Origin of the sequence: Paenibacillus piscarius, from assembly GCF_022234545.1 — a bacterium.
GTDB lineage: Bacteria > Bacillota > Bacilli > Paenibacillales > Paenibacillaceae > Paenibacillus_AQ > Paenibacillus_AQ piscarius.
Map to the genome: position 1 here is coordinate 17,907 of NZ_JAIEUI010000037.1, position 16,420 is coordinate 34,326.

Sequence of the window (16,420 nt, forward strand, 5' to 3'; positions counted from 1 at the left end):
CTTCCAAGACCTGCCTCATTGCCGCTATGATAATTGTGAAAATATGCACAAGGGGGCAGTCACAATGAATAAGAGAGTAACAGCGGTGCTCATCCTCGTCCTGTCGGTGATGCTGGTGATCGCTGGCTGCGGGAATAACAATGCGGGCGGCAGCAAGAATGAGAGCCAGGGAGCTGGCAGCACGACTACTGAGCGGGCAGCTACAGAGCCCGCAGCAACCGCGGCACCTAAAGAGACAGCAGAAGCCGTATCCGGAGCATCTGAAGCCAGCTATACACCGTATGACCAGTTAAAAGATAAATATGATATCGTCATTGTCGGCGCTGGCGGCGCGGGAATGTCTGCGGCACTGGAGGCCAAGGCAGCCGGCATGAACCCGGTCATTCTGGAGAAAATGCCGGTAGCCGGCGGCAATACGACCAAATCCTCCTCCGGGATGAATGCCTCGCAGACGAAGTTCCAGAAGGAGCAGGGGATCGAGGACAGCAATGACCTGTTCTATGATGAGACGCTTAAGGGCGGACATGATACGAACAACAAGGAGTTGCTCCGGTACTTCGTAGACAACTCCGCAGGTGCGATTGATTGGCTGGATTCGATCGGTATCCGTCTGAATAACCTTACAATTACCGGCGGTATGAAAGAGAAGCGGACCCACCGTCCTGAAGACGGCTCTGCGGTCGGACAATATCTCGTAGCCGGACTGGTCCGCAATGTTCAGGAACAAGGGATCCCGTTGTTCGTCAATGCGGATGTGAAGGAACTGACTATGCAGGACGGTAAGGTGAACGGCGTGAAGGCGCTGTTCAATCAGAAGGATGAGAAAGTCATTTCGGCTTCAGCCGTTATTGTCGCCACCGGCGGCTTCGGTGCCAACAAGGAGCTGATCGCCAAGGTTCGCCCGGATTTGCAAGGACTGGTAACGACCAATCAGGTGGGCAGCACCGGCGACGGCATTGCGATGATTGAGAAGGTTGGCGGAACAACAGTTGATCTCGATCAGATCCAGGTTCACCCGACTGTACAACAGGAGAAATCCTACCTGATCGGCGAAGCGGTGCGGGGCGAAGGGGCGATTCTCGTCTCGGCAGAAGGCAAGCGCTTCGGCAATGAAATGGATACCCGTGACAAAGTAACAGCTTCCATTAATAAGCTTCCTGAGAAATCCGCTTATCTGGTCTTCGATTCCGGCGTGAAATCGCGGGTCAAAGCGGTGGATCAATACATTAAGATGGGCGTAGTCAAGACGGCAGACACGATTGAGGCACTGGCTGAGCAGATGAAGGTTCCGGCCGCTGAATTGAAGACTACAGTGGATACATGGAATAGTGCAGTGAAGAGCAAATCGGATGAAGACTTCGGCAGAACGACCGGGATGGACAACGATCTGTCCGGCGCGCCATTCTATGCGATTCAGATCGGCCCTGGGATTCACTACACGATGGGTGGCGTAGTCATCAACACGAACACAGAGGTTCTGGACAAGGATGGCAAGCCGATTACCGGCCTGTTCGCAGCCGGTGAAGTGGTCGGCGGGCTGCACGGTGAGAACCGCATCGGCGGGAACTCGGTTGCTGAGATTATTATTTTCGGACGTGAGGCAGGGGTTAAGTCTGCTGCGTTTGTCAAAGCGCAATAATATGATTTCATAATATTATCATACACAAGAGATAAGGGATGCCCCGCAGCCAACAGACTGTGCGGGCATCCCTTTAGTTGTTCTACGGCTGGATCGCCGGAGATGGCGTAGGCTTCGCCGAACGGGTCAGAGAGAACAGCTCAAGCTCCGGCCGCGTCTTGCCGGCCAGCGTATCCGCCAGCAGCTCAGCGGCAATCATACTGTAGCATGTACCGTTCCCGCCGTAGCCTTCAATGAAGTAGCAGTGCGGATATTCCGGGTGCGGTCCCATGTAAGGGAGTCCGTCATGTGTGGAGCCGAATACCGCCCCCCAGGAGAATTCAGCCTTGGTGCCCTGAAGCTCAGGGAATAGGGCGGTAAGCTCCTCCATCAGCCGTTCACCCTGGGAGAGCACTCGGACCTCCCGCCGCTCCACGCTGGTAAGCTGCTCATCCTTGCCCCCGGCGATGATCCGCCCTTCCGGCGTGGTCCGGAAGTACAGATACGGGCGGGCCGTCTCCCAGAGCAGACTCTGCTCATGCCATTTCGGCAGGCTGGGCAGCGGCTCAGTCATAATGGCATAAGTGTTAATCAGCTCCGCTCCCCGGTCCTTCTTCATCTCCTGGGTCTCATACCCCATGGCGAAGACCACATTCTTCGCATAGATCCGTCCGTTCGCGGTATGGCAGATTACGCCGTCCTCATTGTACTCGTAATGGAGGGCTTCGGTGTGCTCGTAGACCCGGACGCCGCCGGCATGGGCTTTGTGAATCAGACTGTGCACGGTTCGCAGCGGATTCGTCTCTGCATCCCCTTTGGAGTAGAGTGCCGCCGGCTTGGAGAAGGCATAATGCGCGCGGATGTCCGCCTCTTCCCAGAACTCAGAATGAAAGCCGTGCTTGTTCAGATTCTCGTGCTCCAGCTTCAGCATCGCCACATCTTCCGGCACACTTGCATACAGCAGACTGCTGCGTTCAATAATCTGCGGGTCGATGTCCAGCTTGCCGGGCAGCTCCAGAATGCGCTTCATGGCCTGCTGGCAGAGCCTGTAGAACAGCACGCCGTTCTCTTCCCCGAAGGTGTTCATGCAGGACGTCAGCGACTTGTCGTTGGCAATTTGCAGCAAGCCTGTGTTGGCATGGGTGCTGCCGGTGCCGACTTTTCTTTTCTCAATAAGTACAGTATCTGCCCCGCTGAGAGACATACGGTAGGACATCATGGCTCCGCCCATCCCGCCGCCTACAATCAGGCAGTCACAGGTAATATCTCCTTCCAGAACCGGATACTCCGGCGGATTAGGTATTGTATTTTCCCAGGGCAGTTGTCCGCTGACGAGTTTCATGTCTGTTCGCTCCTTTGTGTGATTCAGAATAATATTATTTGCATTGTTAGGGGGTCTCATGCGTCCGTTGCCTTGGAGTCAACAGGCACATAAACAGCCAGACTCCGCGGCATACTAAGGAACGCTTGAATAACCAGAAGGAGGGAATACCGAATATGCAATCCAACCAAATGCAGGCGCTTAGCGGAAAAGAACTGGAATATATCTCCGATTCGATTTCCAACGAGGATTTGCTGATTAAACAGCTGGCGGCCACAGCCGCAACCACACAGAACTCCACCGTGCGGGGCATCTGCCTCCAGCAGATGCAGAGCCATAACCACCATATGGATGTGCTGGTTCAGCTGCTGCACCAGCATCAGCAATATGCGCCGACCCAGCCGCAGTAAGTGAAAGATACCACTAAATTTGAGGAGGTTTTACTGTGTACGCAAACAATGGAACGTCATTTATGGCGGATGAAGATTTACTGTACACGATTCTGGCCGATCTGAAGCGGACAGTCCGTGAATATACCACAGCAGCCACAGAATCGAATTGTCCGGCGGTACGGCGGGCATTCAACGACCTGACTATGGACACCTTGCGGATTCAGGGGGATTTGTACATGCAGATGTCGCAGATGAACATGTACACGCCTCCCGGCAAAGCACTGCGCCAGGATCTGGACAAGCAGATTCAGAGCGCCCAGCAGACCCAGCAGAAGCTGCAGCAGTTCGTCCAGCAGAAAACAGGCGGAGCCGGAGCCTACAATCAGGGCCACAACTCCAACGTTGCCCAGCATCAGCCGAACGTGCAGCAGCACAGCGGCTCCTACTACATGTAATGTAACCCTGATGCAGGACGGGTGAAGCAGAAGAGCGCTTCCCCGGTGCTTCAGGAGAACAGGCCACTTTCCAGACCCCGCCCCGGCGGGGTTATTTTCGTTTGCAGAACTGTTATTTTCATGTCATATTAATACTAAACTCTTTTTGCAGGAGGCTAGGGAATGAATGAATTGAAGAGGAAAGTGCTGGAACTGCTCAAGGAGGATGCGCGCAGCTCAACCGCCTTGATGGCAACTCTGCTTGGTGCGGAAGAGGAAGATATCAAGACCGTCATCGCAGAGATGGAAGCAGAACATGTCATTGTGAAATATGCGACCGTGGTGAACTGGGATAAGGTGGATGATGAGCGCGTAACCGCGCTGATCGAGGTGCAGATTACTCCTGAGCGGGGCCGCGGCTTCGAGGGGATTGCTGAACGCATCTATCTGTATCCGCAGGTCAAATCCGTCTATCTGATGTCAGGAGCTTACGACCTGCTGGTGGAAGTGGAAGGCCGCAACCTGCGCGAGGTCGCCAACTTCGTCTCCGAGAAGCTGTCGCCGATCGATGCCGTGCTCTCGACCAAGACCAACTTTACGCTCAAAAAATATAAACAGGACGGTATCATCTTCGAAGAGCACGAGGAAGACAACCGTCTGATGATATCTCCGTGAAGGGTGTAAGCCATGATCATAAATAACAGTCAGCATACAGGAGATAAAGGCAAGTCGATGAACTCTTATCTGGCCCCGCTCGTCCAGCAGATTCAGCCGTCGGGCATCCGCAAGTTTTTTGATCTGGCGGCGGGCAGCAAGGATATTATCTCGCTGGGTGTCGGGGAACCCGACTTCAAAACCCCGTGGCATGTCCGGGAAGCGTGCGTCTATTCGCTCGAACGCGGCTTCACCGGCTATACCTCCAACGCCGGGATGCCGGAGCTGCGGGCCGGAATTGCCGAATACCTGGAGACCCGCTTCGCGGTGCAATACGATCCGGCGAACCAGATTATCGCTACTGTCGGCGGCAGCGAGGCGATTGATCTGGCGCTCCGTGCCCTGATCGCTCCCGGAGACGAAATTCTCATTCCTGAGCCTTGTTATATTTCTTATTCCCCAATTACCGCTATCGGCGGCGGAATTCCGGTAGGCATTGAGACGTTCGGCGAGAATCACTTCAAGCTGACCGCCGAAGATCTGGAGGCGAAGATTACCCCGCGCTCCAAGATTCTGATTCTCTGTTATCCCAGCAACCCGACCGGCGCCATCATGAGCCGTGAGGACTGGGAGCCGATTGCCAAGGTAGTCGAGAAGCATGACCTCATTGTCATCTCGGATGAAATCTATGCCGAGCTGACCTATGGCAGCAACCATGTCAGCTTCGCTTCCCTGCCGGGAATGAAGGACCGGACCATCCTGGTCAGCGGCTTCTCCAAGGCCTTCGCTATGACCGGCTGGCGTATGGGTTATGCCTGCGGCCACCCGGATCTGATCTCGGCGATGCTGAAGATTCACCAGTACACCGTAATGTGTGCACCTTCGATGGGTCAGGTGGCGGCGCTGGAGGCTCTGACCAACGGCTTAGAAGAGAAGGACCGGATGACCGATTCCTATAACCAGCGCCGCAGGCTGATTGTCAAAGGGCTGCGCGAGGCGGGACTTGAATGCCACGAGCCGCAGGGTGCGTTTTACGCTTTTCCGAGTATTAAGGCCACCGGGCTGACCTCCGACCAGTTCGCCCAGCGCCTGCTGCTGGAGTATAAAGTTGCCGCCGTACCGGGCAGCGTCTTCGGCCTGGGCGGCGAAGGATACCTGCGCTGCTCGTATGCGACCTCCGTGTCCCAGCTGAATGAAGCGGTGGAGCGGATCGGGAATTTTGTGGCTCAGCTGGCGCGTGAAGGGGCGTAGGCAGCCAGCACTCAAGCTGCAAATAGAACAACTATAGCGGATCATCCTTCTGTATGGTATTATTTTACTCTAAGGACAAGATACACCTGAGGAGGGATGATTGTGCTGAGCGCAGATGCACACAGGCTCTCGCTGGAAGCTGAAATCCAAAGCCTTCGCAGCAGAATGGAACAGCTCTTTGTACAGGAGAAGTCGTTTACCTCGGATAAGGTGATTGCCATCAGCAGCCTGCTGGACACTAAGATTAATGAGTATATGAGAGGCCGCCACCGCAAGGGTGAATAATGCGGCATGGTTTATATTGAAACGGATATCTGCCTGGTGGGGGATGTCCGTTTTTTTGTCATAAGAGTATCAAACCATTAATTGATATGAAGGTGGAGTTCTCATGGTCAAAGTGTTCAAAAGCGGGGCCGCTAAAGCTCAGGTCCTCAGGTCTTATGACGGGTTGCTTGCGGGCTGGGGAACAGCGTATCAGGAGCTTGATGTGGAGACGCCCTACGGGACAACCCATTGCATAACAGCCGGAGCACCAGATTCACCGCCATTGCTACTGTTCCATGGAGTTGGTGACAATTCGGCCGTGATGTGGCTGCTGAACATGAAGGAGCTGTCGCAGCATTTATATTGTATTGCGGTAGATACACTGGGCGGGCCGGGGAAGAGTGTTCCGGGGGAGCAGTTTCATAAACAGACCTTCGATCAGGTGGATTGGATCAGCAGCGTGGCGGATGGACTGGGACTTGGGGCGTTCTATGTGGCTGGGGTGTCGAATGGTACGTATATGGCCTTTAATTATACAGTGAACGGTCCCGGTAGAGTGCTGAAGGCGGTCTGCATGGAAGGTGGAATGGTCACAGCCCCTGTTAGAAGCATGATACATACCCTGATGATGATGTTTCCGGAGATTCTCATCCCTACCCATAACAATCTGCTCAAGGTGGCTCGCAAGCTCAGCTCCCCGGCCTCTGGCCTGTTCGACAAGCATCCGGAGGTCGGGGAGCATCTGGTCCTGTTAATGCGCAGCCATAACCAGCAGGCGATGTTCGCCCATAAGCTCCAGCTCTACGAACAAGAGAAAGCGGTTCCGATTCGCGACAAACTGTATTTTCTGCTGGGGGATTATAAGCTGGAGCAGAAGCGGGAGCTTACCAGGACACTGGACGCCGGCGGGTTCCGCTACACAGTCATCCCGGATGCCGGACACGGCGTGAATCACGAGCAGCCGGAGCGGGTGAACCGGGAGCTGGTGGGGGTTCTGAGGGGAGAGCTATGATTCCAGAGTCGGTCAGACAACAGGTATTTGGGGAGCTTGGCCGTCCGCCTGAAGCCGTTAAGCTGCTTGGAGGGTATTCAGACAATGTATTTGAGATTGAGCGTGCTCCAGGAAATCCAATCGTGGTCAAAATATTGGATCACACCGTAACCCCCAGAGAGCATATACTCTCGGAGCTGGAATGGCTGAGTTATCTTGAGGCATGCGGAGTTCATGCGATGGGGGGAAGCGATGGGGAAGCTGCATCTCTGTGCTCAGAGCTACAAGGCTGTTTATCCGCGACCGCATTGGCAGGAGCATACCCTGTTCCGGCAGAACTTGCTTAGAGCAGACTCTTTTTTATCTGAAAAATGGAGGGGTTACCAAAGAGATTTGAAGCTGCTATCCGCCACAAAAGAAGAATTTGGACTGATTCATGGGGATCTTCATGCGCATAATTTCCTGCTGGATAACGGCAGGCTAACCGTAATCGATTTTGGGGATTCAGAATATCACTGGTATGATTATGATATTGCCATTACGGTCTATCACATGGCGCAGACTATACCTGAAGGAGCAGGCAGAAGAAAGGCTGTGCTTGCATTTTTTGAAGCATTTATGAAAGGATACCATGGTGTAAATCCCCGTATAGCCTCTGTGGATCGGATCAACTATTTCATCGATTACCGCCATCTCTTCTCTTATACCTATCATTCCATATATTCAGAGCCTGGTATGCTGAACGAAGCACAAACGTCTTACCTCGCCCAGATGAGGCAGAGTCTTGAAGCGGGAGGGCCGTGCCTGGGATTCAATATAACCTGAGTGTATTGCCAGTCCGGATCAGTCCGAGTCTGTTCCGGCTCCAGGCTGCATACCAATAACCCCCTGTGTATCTCTGCAGACATGTCAGGGGGTTAAAGCTGCTTCCCGCTTAGTTTACCTTGAACGCTGCCACGGCCTGCTGCAGCCCGTCGGCCATCTTCGCCAGCCCGGTTGAGGCAGCCGCCACCTCCTCCATGGAAGCAAGCTGCTCCTCGGAGGCAGCGGCGGCGCTCTGCGAACGCTCTGCGGCCTGCCGGGCTACTTCCGCCATCTGAGCCACCGAAGAGGTTAGTTCCTCTGTGCCGGCCAGCAGCTGCTCCGAGGAAGCAGACATCTCATGAACCTGGGTGTTGATCTCGCCAATGCCGCTGAGAATATCCGTGAACAGACGCCCGGCCTCGCCAACCATCCGCGAGCCTTCCTGCACGGCAGTGGCATTCGCCAGCACCGCAGCTGAGGCTGCCCGGTTGCCTTGCTGAATTTCGAGAATCAGGGTGCTGATATGGCCGGCGGCTTGTGCCGTCTGCTCCGACAGCTTCTTCACCTCGCCGGCGACCACGGAGAAGCCCCGTCCGTATTCGCCCGCTCTGGCTGCCTCAATCGCCGCATTCAAGGCCAGCATGCCGGTCTGGTCGCTGATCCCTTTGATCAGTCCGATGATATTGCCGATCTGCTCGGATTGGGTGTTCAGGGATGCAATCTGGCCGGAGGCATCTGCGGCGGTCCGTTCCATCTCTTCCATCCGGTCCACCGCCTCCGTAATGATGGAATGCCCGTTCTGCGCCTGGCCTGCGGCCCGTCCGGCCGCGGCGGCGGTATCCATGGAGGCCTCCGCGATCCGCTGCACCCCGGCCGCCATCTCCTCCATCGCCCTTGCAGACTCTTGGGTAGCCTCTAGCTGATGGTCTGCTCCGGCTGCCAGATCCTGAATATTCTCTACAATCGCCTCCGTTGTATGATTGGTCTGGTTCGCACTCGACATTAGCTCCTCCGAGGTTGAAGCCACCTGCAGTGAATGGTCGGCAATGGTTCCCAGGAGCCTGCCCAGATTCGCCATCATCTGGTTCAGATGTCCGGCCATATTGCCGAACTCATCTCCGCTGTCCACTGGAAGCTTACCGGTAAAGTCTCCGTCCGCCATCCGCTGGGAGATCTCATTGACACGGGTCAGCTTGCGGGTAATATAGCGGCTGTACAAATATACGGCTGCAACGGTCAGCACAAGACCGGCGAGACTGACCAGCAGGATGGACCGGAGCAGTCCCTTTAGCGGCGCATACAGCTCCTGTTCCGGCATGGCGAGGCCAACGGTCCAGCCGGTATCCGGCAGCTTTTCATAGTACATCTGAATGGTGCCGCCGGAATCAGCATAGGTTACCATCCCCTGATTCTGCCGGAGCATTTCGCTCCCCGCTGCAGCCAGACTGGCATTGGGCTCGGCGGTAATTTTGAGCTGCATATTCTTCGTCGTATCCGGTCCGGCAATGTAATTGCCCTGCCTGTCCAGCAGGAAGGCCCATCCGGTCTGTCCAACCTTGGTCTGTTCAATTCTGCTCTGCAGCGTCTTCAGATCGATATCTCCAGCCATTACACCCAGCAAGGTATTCGCGCTATCCCGGAAAGGGACAGAGAACGTAGCCATTGTCGTCCCTGTAATCGTGTCATAGAACGGATCGGTAAACCCTGCATGCTCCTTGCCGATGGTGTACCAAGCCTGCCCGTGATAATTATATCCGGGATCATTGTACTCCTCAGTAGTCACAATCTTGTCTCCGTCACGGTGGGCATAGGTGGAGAAGTATTTCAGCCTGCTGTCGTACCGTCCGGGTTCAAAATAAATGCCGGCACCATATGTATCCGAATTGGCCTTCAGCGCACTGGACAGCATCGTCCGGTATTGATCCAGTGTGAATTCAGCGGCGTGACTCTCCAGCGTCCGGGCCAGAACCTCGGGAACCTTGCTGTGAACACTTAGGTTTCCGCTGATTTCGTTAGAAATATCCGATATCTGCAAATTCATTTTTTGCGTAACCTCGCGCTGGATAATGCTTTTGGAATACATGTACGACAACAGAGCGACCAGCACGAGTGTGATCAGAAAGATGGGCAGGATGAATGCAAATGTTCTCATACGAATGCTTTTGAACCGGAACCTGGAAATTCCCTTGCGGATAACATTGGCCATGATAATCCCCCCATTAAGAGTGTGAAGCTATTTGTAGGTATATTGAATATCATCGGCTGGAAAGCAGCATTGGTTGTAGTCTTTTGTCGAAAAAAATAAAAAAATGTCGTTGGATAGCAGTGACTATTCTGGACTGAAGGAGGGGCCTGCGGGGTTTCTGGGGCATATTTACAGGCTGGAACAGATCAACTTTGTTTGCCTACATACTTAAGAACGATTACACTGATATTATGTGATTTGTTTCAATAGGAGGGTGAAAGACGATGGCGATCTATACGCGTACCGGGGATCAGGGAGAGACCTCGGTCATCGGCGGCCGGGTGGGCAAGGACGATGTCCGCGTCGAGGCTTACGGCACCATTGACGAGCTGAACTGCTTCGTCGGCCAGGCCCGGAGCCTGATGGAGGACGAGCGGTTCGCTGATGTGCGCGAGCAGCTGCTGGAGATTCAGCATGAGTTATTCGATTGCGGCTCAGATCTGGCGTTCGTGAAGCTGAGCGAGAACCGGTATAAGGTCAAGAGCGAGATGGCCGTGCGCCTGGAAGGCTGGATCGACGCGCTGCAGGCGGAGAATCCGGTGCTGGAGCGCTTCATTCTGCCGGGAGGCAGCCAGCTGTCTTCGGTGCTGCATGTCTGCCGGACGGTCTGCCGCCGCGCCGAGCGCCGGGCAGTGACGCTGGCAAGGAGTGCGGAAGTCAACCCGGAGGCGGTCATCTACCTGAACCGGCTGTCGGATTATTTCTTCGCGCTGGCCCGTGCCGCCAATACCCGGCTGAACATTGCTGACGTAGAATATGTGCGCAGCAAAAAGGTGTTCCGCAACAAATGACCAGCTATTATCCGCCCATCTCCTATACTGTGCCGCCGTCCGAAGACGGCTGGCTGCTGAAGACCATCCTGCAGAAGCGGATGGAGGTCTCCCGCAAGCTGCTGTCTAAGCTCAAACTGACCGACCTGGGCATTACCCTTAACGGCGAGCGCGTCTATATCAGTGTCAAGGTCAGCAGCGGGGATCTGGTACAGATCCGCATGGAGGAGGAGACGTCAGAGGACATTCTGCCCCAGCCGATCCCCTTCGAGATTCTCTACGAGGACGGGCACCTGCTCGTGGTGAACAAGGCTGCGGGGATGATTGTTCATCCGACCCATGGCCATTATACCGAGACGCTGGCGAACGGAGTCGTCCATTACTGGGCGGAGAAGGGCGAGCGCATCCGCTTCCGCCCCGTCCACCGGCTGGACCAGGAGACCTCCGGGGTGCTGGTCATCGCCAAGGACCCGTACAGCCATCAGCTGATCTCCGAGCAGATGATCGCCGGCACGGTGGACAAGCGGTATACCGCGTTCGTGCACGGCGTGCCCGCTCTGCCCAGCGGCGATATCGACGGTCCAATCGACCGCGACCCGCTGGAGCCGCACCGGCGGATCGTGACGCCGGCGGGCTATCCCTCCCTGACCCGGTACGAGGTCAAGGAGGTCTATGGCGGGGCAGCTTCGCGCGTAGAGCTGAAGCTGGAGACCGGGCGCACCCACCAGATCAGGGTGCACATGGGCTCCATCGGCTGCCCGCTGATCGGTGACGGCATGTACCGTCACCCGCTATATGGGCAGCCGGGGTCGGTGCAGCTCGCGGGGATTGCCGAGCTGGACGGGCTGGTGCCGCGCCAGGCGCTGCATGCGGCGCGGCTGACCCTCCGGCACCCGGTCAGCGGGGCCGGCCTGGTGTTTGAGGCGCCGCTGCCGCCGGATCTGGCGCGGCTGGAGGAGAAGCTCCGGCAGATGGCAGGGGAAGCGCCGGGCATGTCCTGACCGCAGCTGCCATCTGTCGCAGTATGCTGCATTTTCCATGCTCTGACAGCTAATAGTCACCCGGCTGCTACCGCTGGAGCGAATCAGCAGGTTAATAAGTGCCAGGCTGCACTTATTTTCAGCTATATAATGTCTTCGAGGCAAGCAAGTGGAAAAAGTACAATTACTATTGACACATACTCCAGAAAGTAACGCTTGTTCACGATTCAAGTGCCGGAAATCCAACTAATTCTGACGGCGAGCCGATTTGGTAAGGATTAGTTGTACAATTTCCACTTACTAATGTTGGTCGGCCAATAGCCGGCGCGATACAGAAGACCCAGTCAACGAATTGACCGGCAGTGACAGCCACTATAACCAGCATCACTGTGCACTTTATAGTTCAAGGAGGAGCCAATGAGCAACCTGAAGGTATATCAATATCCGAAATGCAGCACCTGCCGCAGCGCAGTGAAATGGCTGAAGGAGCAGGGGCATGAGCTTACGCTCCAGCATATCGCCGAGCAGCCGCCCACGGTAGAGGAGCTGCGCGAGCTGGTGAAGCACAGCGGGCTGCCGCTGAAGAAGTTTTTTAATACGAGCGGTGAGGTCTATAGAGAGCTTGGCCTCAAGGATAAGCTGGCGGACCTCAGTGAGGACGAGCAGCTTGCGCTGCTGTCCGGGAACGGGATGCTGATCAAGCGTCCGGTTGTCACCGACGGCAAGCAGGTTACGGTTGGTTTTCAGGCCGGACAGTATGAAGAAGTATGGGGCCGCGCCTAAGCGCTCTGGGCCCAATTATATATGAATGACAAGGAGAGGTTCACATGAGCACAGGTACAGAAACGAAGAGCCGGGTTATGATTGTCGATGGAATGGCTCTGCTGTTCCGCGCTTTTTATGCTACCTCTTATGGAGGATATATCCGCAAGACCCGCGACGGGCTGCCGACGAATGCGGTGTACGGATTCTTGCAGTATTTCTTCGATGCGGTCAGCACATTCGAGCCTACACATGTCGTCTGCTGCTGGGATATGGGCAAGGGCACCTTCCGTACGGAGAAGTATGACGGCTACAAATCGAACCGTATCGACGCGCCGCTGGAGCTGATCCCGCAGTTCGATCTGGTGAAGGAGGTTGTCGCCGAGCTGGGCGTACCGAACATTGGCTTGGCCGGCTATGAGGCGGATGACTGTATCGGCACTCTGGCCTCCTGCTACAGCGGGGAATCGGAGGTCTATATTCTTACCGGCGACCACGATATGCTGCAGCTGGTGAATGACAGCGTCAAGGTCGTGATTATGAAAAAAGGCCGCTCCAACTACAAGGTCTACGACCCCGCTGAGCTGCTTGCGGAACGGGGACTTACGCCTGCGCAGGTGATCGACCTGAAGGGCTTCATGGGCGACACCAGCGACAATTATCCCGGCGTGAAGGGGATCGGGGAGAAGACAGCCACGAAGCTGCTGACCGAATACGGTACAGTGGAAGGCGTGATCGAGAACCTGCACCTGCTGCCCAAGGGCGTGCGCGCCAAGATTGAAGCGGATCTTGATATGCTGCACCTCTCCCGCGAGCTGGCGGAGATCCGCTGCGATGTGCCGGTAGTCTGTGAGCTGGCCGAATGTCTCTGGGCATTGCAGCGCGATACAGCCGCCCGCAAATTCCAGGAGCTGGAGTTCGGCAGTCTGCTGCATCTGATCGGCGGGATTGCTGAGGCGCAGGATGACCGGGGCATTGTACAGATTGAGCTTGGAGATTTAGGCTAAACCGTATATTTGGCAAAAGAACCGGAAAACCCCCTTCGCAAAAAGCTGCGTAAGGGGGTTTTTGGCGCGGGCGCAGTTTGGCGTAACCGTATAGATCATAAACTGCCGGCTGCTTCTTTTTTAGATAATAATTCCGTCGCAATGATCGATCTCATGCTGAATGACCTGTGCGGCGAATCCGGTAAAGCTGTCCCGGTGCTTCTTGAAGGAATAGTCGAAGTACTCTACTTCAATGGAGTCATAGCGCTTCGCAGGGCGCACGCCTTCAAGCGACAGGCAGCCTTCCTCCGTGTCGTAGGGGCGGGCGCGTTTGGTAATCACCGGATTGATCATGGGAATAGTCAGCTGCTGCTGGATGCGGATGGCGATGATCCGCTTGTTGACGCCGATCATGTTGGCAGCCATGCCGACGCAGCGGTCGGAGTTGGCGTTCAGGGTCTCTACCAGATCCAATAACACTGGCAGATCCTTTTCCGTTGCCGGTTCGGATTTTTGGCTGAGCAGCGTGATGTCTTTGTTAATAGGTCTAATCATCGTATTCTCCATTGTGTGTTGTATTGGTGCGTTCATCATATCATTTTTGCCGGAGAAGAGTAAATGTGAAGGGGAGGTGTCCGGCGGAAGATAAGGATTGACGAACGGGAGGTCGCCTGACTATAATATTAATATAAGTATTAAATGATTAACAAATATATTAACTTAAAGAGGAGCGTTAACTTCCAATGGCAGAACGTATTGTACTGAACACCGACATCCGCAAAGGTAAGATTGACCGCAACATCTACGGACATTTCGCCGAGCATCTGGGACGCTGTATCTATGAAGGCATCTGGGTTGGAGAAGACTCCCCTATCCCGAACACCAAGGGTATCCGCAACGACGTAGTGGAAGCGCTTAAGGAAATGCAGATTCCGGTATTGCGCTGGCCGGGCGGCTGCTTCGCCGATGAATACCACTGGAAAGACGGCATCGGCCCGAGCGAAGAGCGCAAACGGATGATTAACACCCACTGGGGCGGTGCAGTAGAGAACAACCACTTCGGTACGCATGAATTCATGCTGCTCTGCGAGATGCTGGGCTGCGAGCCGTACATCAACGGTAACGTTGGTAGCGGAACCGTTCAGGAGATGTCTGAATGGGTGGAATATTTGACCTTCAACGGAGTTTCGCCAATGGCAGAGCTGCGTCAGAAGAACGGCCAGGAAGAGGCCTGGAGCGTGAAGTATTTTGGCGTGGGCAATGAGAACTGGGGCTGCGGCGGTAATATGCGTCCTGAGTATTATGCTGACCTGTACCGTCAATATCAGACATATGTGCGTAACTACGGCGACAACAAGATCCACCGGATCGCCTGCGGTGCGAATGCCGATGACTATAACTGGACTGAAGTGCTGATGCGCGAAGCCACTCGATTCATGGATTCGATTACTCTGCACTATTACACTCTGCCTACTTCGGACTGGAATCACAAGGGTGCGGCTACAGGCTTTGAGACTAATGAATACTTCACGACTCTGAAGAAGGCCCTGTTCATGGATGAGCTGGTGACCCGCCATATCGCCATTATGGACAAGTACGATCCTGAGAAAAGAGTCGGCCTGATCGTTGACGAGTGGGGCACCTGGTACGATGTTGAGCCGGGTACGAACCCTGGCTTCCTCTACCAGCAGAACACGATCCGCGATGCGCTGGTGGCCGGCTTGACGCTGAATATCTTCCACAAGCACAGCGACCGTGTGCGGATGGCGAACATTGCCCAGACCGTGAACGTGCTGCAGGCTGTCATCCTGACCGAAGGCGAGAAAATGCTCCTGACGCCAACCTACCATGTATTCAACATGTACAAGGTTCACCAGGATGCGGAACTGCTCGATCTGACCGTGGATAGCCCGGTATACAGCTACGAAGGAGTAGAGATTCCTGAAGTATCTGCATCCGCTTCTGTTAACGCAGAAGGCGTAATCCATGTCAGCTTGTGCAACCTGAACCATGCCGCATCGGCAACCCTGCCTCTGGAGCTGCGCGGACTGGCTGGCCAGGCTGAAGTTAGCGGAACTACGCTGGCTGGCGCTTCGATCGATGCCCACAACACGTTTGAACAGCCGGAAGCAGTACAACCGCAAGCATTCAGCGCCTTCAAGCTTGAAGGGGATAAGCTGACTGTAGAGCTGCCTCCAATGTCGGTGACCGTTCTGGAAATCACTCCTAAGGCATAAGGCGCCCAGGATGACAACCACTTCAACCTGCAAGGGATGCCGGGAGGAGTACAAGGTGACGGAGGCACAGATTGCCCGGATTCTGGCCTCCTCCATGTTCAATCCCGGCAATTCGGCTTCCGACGAGGTCTACGCCGAGCGGCTGGCGATCTGCGCGGCCTGCCCCAAGCTGCAGGATGGCGTGACCTGCACGGCCTGCGGCTGTATCATCCCCGTGGTCGCCCGGCTGAAGGCCCGCAGCTGTCCGCTGCCGGGCGGCGGCAAGTGGCAGCCGGTGGCGGAATGACGGTCCGCGCCTGACGGCGGCAAGGGCTAGGCGAAACAGATAGGGTAGAAGCTGTTCTTGCCGTAAGAGACTGTACGATCACAGATAGCACCTCCAACCTGCACAATGCGGCGGGTGGAGGTGCTTTTTGCGTTGTGGGGGAGAGAGGAAGGGGAGGAAGACAGAAGGGGGAAGGAGTGTAAAGAAAGTGCGCAGGTGAGGCAAAGGTGCGAAGGTAATCTGTAGATAGGGAAAGGTGATAAAGGTGGGAAAGTAAAGGGGATACATCCCACTGGTGCGGCGGGAAGTGGGTTGGATGAGGGAGTGTAAGGGATAAATCCCACTGATGCGGCGGAAAGTGGGTTAGTTGAGTAAATGACTCCACAGCCCCCTAAAGAAGTTGGAGTCCTCCCCCACAAAAATGTAGACTAGATATAGGAGGAGGA

17 protein-coding genes are annotated in these 16,420 nt (G+C 55.2%); 14 read left to right on the forward strand and 3 right to left on the reverse strand.

Annotated elements, in window-relative coordinates; all coding sequences use genetic code 11:
- Positions 1 to 64 precede the first annotated feature (64 nt).
- Positions 65 to 1,639: a flavocytochrome c gene (locus tag K1558_RS31810; RefSeq protein WP_238655990.1), complete on the forward strand. Its 1,575-nt coding sequence runs from the start codon at positions 65 to 67 to the stop codon at positions 1,637 to 1,639.
- An 82-nt stretch (positions 1,640 to 1,721) separates the two neighbouring features.
- Here K1558_RS31810 and K1558_RS31815 read toward each other — a convergent pair whose 3' ends face one another.
- Positions 1,722 to 2,960, reverse strand: coding sequence for an NAD(P)/FAD-dependent oxidoreductase (locus tag K1558_RS31815; RefSeq protein ID WP_238655992.1), 1,239 nt, complete (start codon positions 2,958 to 2,960; stop codon positions 1,722 to 1,724).
- Positions 2,961 to 3,115: 155 nt separating this feature from the next.
- On the opposite strand from K1558_RS31815, the gene K1558_RS31820 reads away from it, so the two are divergent.
- The 7 genes from K1558_RS31820 to K1558_RS31850 all read left to right on the forward strand — a co-directional run bounded on the left by K1558_RS31820 (position 3,116) and on the right by K1558_RS31850 (position 7,750).
- A complete protein-coding gene (locus K1558_RS31820; RefSeq protein ID WP_238655994.1) occupies positions 3,116 to 3,349 on the forward strand; it encodes a hypothetical protein in 234 nt (77 codons plus the stop codon).
- Positions 3,350 to 3,384: 35 nt separating this feature from the next.
- Positions 3,385 to 3,786 (forward strand): spore coat protein, encoded by a 402-nt coding sequence (locus K1558_RS31825; protein WP_238655996.1) that lies wholly within the window; start codon positions 3,385 to 3,387, stop codon positions 3,784 to 3,786.
- A gap of 162 nt (positions 3,787 to 3,948) precedes the next feature.
- Positions 3,949 to 4,440 (forward strand): Lrp/AsnC family transcriptional regulator, encoded by a 492-nt coding sequence (locus K1558_RS31830; protein ID WP_238655998.1) that lies wholly within the window; start codon positions 3,949 to 3,951, stop codon positions 4,438 to 4,440.
- Positions 4,441 to 4,452: 12 nt separating this feature from the next.
- Positions 4,453 to 5,670, forward strand: coding sequence for an aminotransferase class I/II-fold pyridoxal phosphate-dependent enzyme (locus K1558_RS31835; protein ID WP_274529238.1), 1,218 nt, complete (start codon positions 4,453 to 4,455; stop codon positions 5,668 to 5,670).
- Positions 5,671 to 5,772: 102 nt separating this feature from the next.
- Positions 5,773 to 5,955, forward strand: coding sequence for an aspartyl-phosphate phosphatase Spo0E family protein (locus tag K1558_RS31840; protein ID WP_420800491.1), 183 nt, complete (start codon positions 5,773 to 5,775; stop codon positions 5,953 to 5,955).
- Between the two features lie 103 nt (positions 5,956 to 6,058).
- A complete protein-coding gene (locus tag K1558_RS31845) occupies positions 6,059 to 6,946 on the forward strand; it encodes an alpha/beta fold hydrolase (RefSeq protein WP_238656002.1) in 888 nt (295 codons plus the stop codon).
- Between the two features lie 213 nt (positions 6,947 to 7,159).
- Positions 7,160 to 7,750 carry a phosphotransferase enzyme family protein gene (locus tag K1558_RS31850; protein WP_274529239.1) on the forward strand — a complete coding sequence of 197 codons (591 nt, stop codon included), beginning with the start codon at positions 7,160 to 7,162 and terminating at the stop codon, positions 7,748 to 7,750.
- Between the two features lie 109 nt (positions 7,751 to 7,859).
- On the opposite strand, the gene K1558_RS31855 is transcribed toward K1558_RS31850, so the two are convergent.
- Entirely contained in the window at positions 7,860 to 9,935 is a 2,076-nt protein-coding gene (locus K1558_RS31855; RefSeq protein ID WP_238656006.1) for a methyl-accepting chemotaxis protein, read from the reverse strand.
- Between the two features lie 263 nt (positions 9,936 to 10,198).
- Between K1558_RS31855 and K1558_RS31860 the strand changes: the two genes are divergently transcribed.
- The 4 genes from K1558_RS31860 (at position 10,199) to K1558_RS31875 (ending at position 13,493) form a co-directional block, all read left to right on the forward strand.
- Positions 10,199 to 10,765 carry a cob(I)yrinic acid a,c-diamide adenosyltransferase gene (locus K1558_RS31860; protein ID WP_238656008.1) on the forward strand — a complete coding sequence of 189 codons (567 nt, stop codon included), beginning with the start codon at positions 10,199 to 10,201 and terminating at the stop codon, positions 10,763 to 10,765.
- The gene (locus tag K1558_RS31865; RefSeq protein ID WP_238656010.1) at positions 10,762 to 11,745 is read left to right on the forward strand and encodes an RluA family pseudouridine synthase; all 984 of its coding nucleotides are present in this window, start codon (positions 10,762 to 10,764) and stop codon (positions 11,743 to 11,745) included. The genes K1558_RS31860 and K1558_RS31865 overlap by 4 nt, the downstream gene beginning before the upstream one ends.
- A 396-nt stretch (positions 11,746 to 12,141) precedes the next feature.
- A complete protein-coding gene (locus tag K1558_RS31870) occupies positions 12,142 to 12,507 on the forward strand; it encodes an arsenate reductase family protein (RefSeq protein ID WP_238656012.1) in 366 nt (121 codons plus the stop codon).
- Positions 12,508 to 12,551: 44 nt separating this feature from the next.
- Positions 12,552 to 13,493 (forward strand): 5'-3' exonuclease, encoded by a 942-nt coding sequence (locus K1558_RS31875; RefSeq protein ID WP_238656014.1) that lies wholly within the window; start codon positions 12,552 to 12,554, stop codon positions 13,491 to 13,493.
- A gap of 120 nt (positions 13,494 to 13,613) precedes the next feature.
- Here the strand turns inward: K1558_RS31875 and K1558_RS31880 are convergent, their stop codons facing one another.
- Positions 13,614 to 14,027, reverse strand: coding sequence for a peptide deformylase (locus K1558_RS31880; RefSeq protein WP_238656016.1), 414 nt, complete (start codon positions 14,025 to 14,027; stop codon positions 13,614 to 13,616).
- A gap of 188 nt (positions 14,028 to 14,215) precedes the next feature.
- Between K1558_RS31880 and K1558_RS31885 the strand changes: the two genes are divergently transcribed.
- Both K1558_RS31885 and K1558_RS31890 read left to right on the forward strand, forming a co-directional pair.
- Complete coding sequence (locus tag K1558_RS31885) at positions 14,216 to 15,709, forward strand: alpha-N-arabinofuranosidase (RefSeq protein WP_238656018.1); 1,494 nt, start codon at positions 14,216 to 14,218, stop codon at positions 15,707 to 15,709.
- 10 nt (positions 15,710 to 15,719) lie between these two features.
- Entirely contained in the window at positions 15,720 to 15,995 is a 276-nt protein-coding gene (locus K1558_RS31890; RefSeq protein WP_238656020.1) for a DUF6171 family protein, read from the forward strand.
- Positions 15,996 to 16,420 lie beyond the last annotated feature (425 nt).

Coding starts and splice junctions, on each gene's coding strand:
- K1558_RS31810 (WP_238655990.1), top strand. CDS start 65: ATGAATAAGAGAGTAACAGCGGTGCTCATCCTCGTCCTGTCGGTGATG.
- K1558_RS31815 (WP_238655992.1), bottom strand. CDS start 2,960: ATGAAACTCGTCAGCGGACAACTGCCCTGGGAAAATACAATACCTAAT.
- K1558_RS31820 (WP_238655994.1), top strand. CDS start 3,116: ATGCAATCCAACCAAATGCAGGCGCTTAGCGGAAAAGAACTGGAATAT.
- K1558_RS31830 (WP_238655998.1), top strand. CDS start 3,949: ATGAATGAATTGAAGAGGAAAGTGCTGGAACTGCTCAAGGAGGATGCG.
- K1558_RS31835 (WP_274529238.1), top strand. CDS start 4,453: ATGATCATAAATAACAGTCAGCATACAGGAGATAAAGGCAAGTCGATG.
- K1558_RS31845 (WP_238656002.1), top strand. CDS start 6,059: ATGGTCAAAGTGTTCAAAAGCGGGGCCGCTAAAGCTCAGGTCCTCAGG.
- K1558_RS31850 (WP_274529239.1), top strand. CDS start 7,160: ATGCGATGGGGGGAAGCGATGGGGAAGCTGCATCTCTGTGCTCAGAGC.
- K1558_RS31855 (WP_238656006.1), bottom strand. CDS start 9,935: ATGGCCAATGTTATCCGCAAGGGAATTTCCAGGTTCCGGTTCAAAAGC.
- K1558_RS31860 (WP_238656008.1), top strand. CDS start 10,199: ATGGCGATCTATACGCGTACCGGGGATCAGGGAGAGACCTCGGTCATC.
- K1558_RS31865 (WP_238656010.1), top strand. CDS start 10,762: ATGACCAGCTATTATCCGCCCATCTCCTATACTGTGCCGCCGTCCGAA.
- K1558_RS31870 (WP_238656012.1), top strand. CDS start 12,142: ATGAGCAACCTGAAGGTATATCAATATCCGAAATGCAGCACCTGCCGC.
- K1558_RS31875 (WP_238656014.1), top strand. CDS start 12,552: ATGAGCACAGGTACAGAAACGAAGAGCCGGGTTATGATTGTCGATGGA.
- K1558_RS31880 (WP_238656016.1), bottom strand. CDS start 14,027: ATGATTAGACCTATTAACAAAGACATCACGCTGCTCAGCCAAAAATCC.
- K1558_RS31885 (WP_238656018.1), top strand. CDS start 14,216: ATGGCAGAACGTATTGTACTGAACACCGACATCCGCAAAGGTAAGATT.
- K1558_RS31890 (WP_238656020.1), top strand. CDS start 15,720: ATGACAACCACTTCAACCTGCAAGGGATGCCGGGAGGAGTACAAGGTG.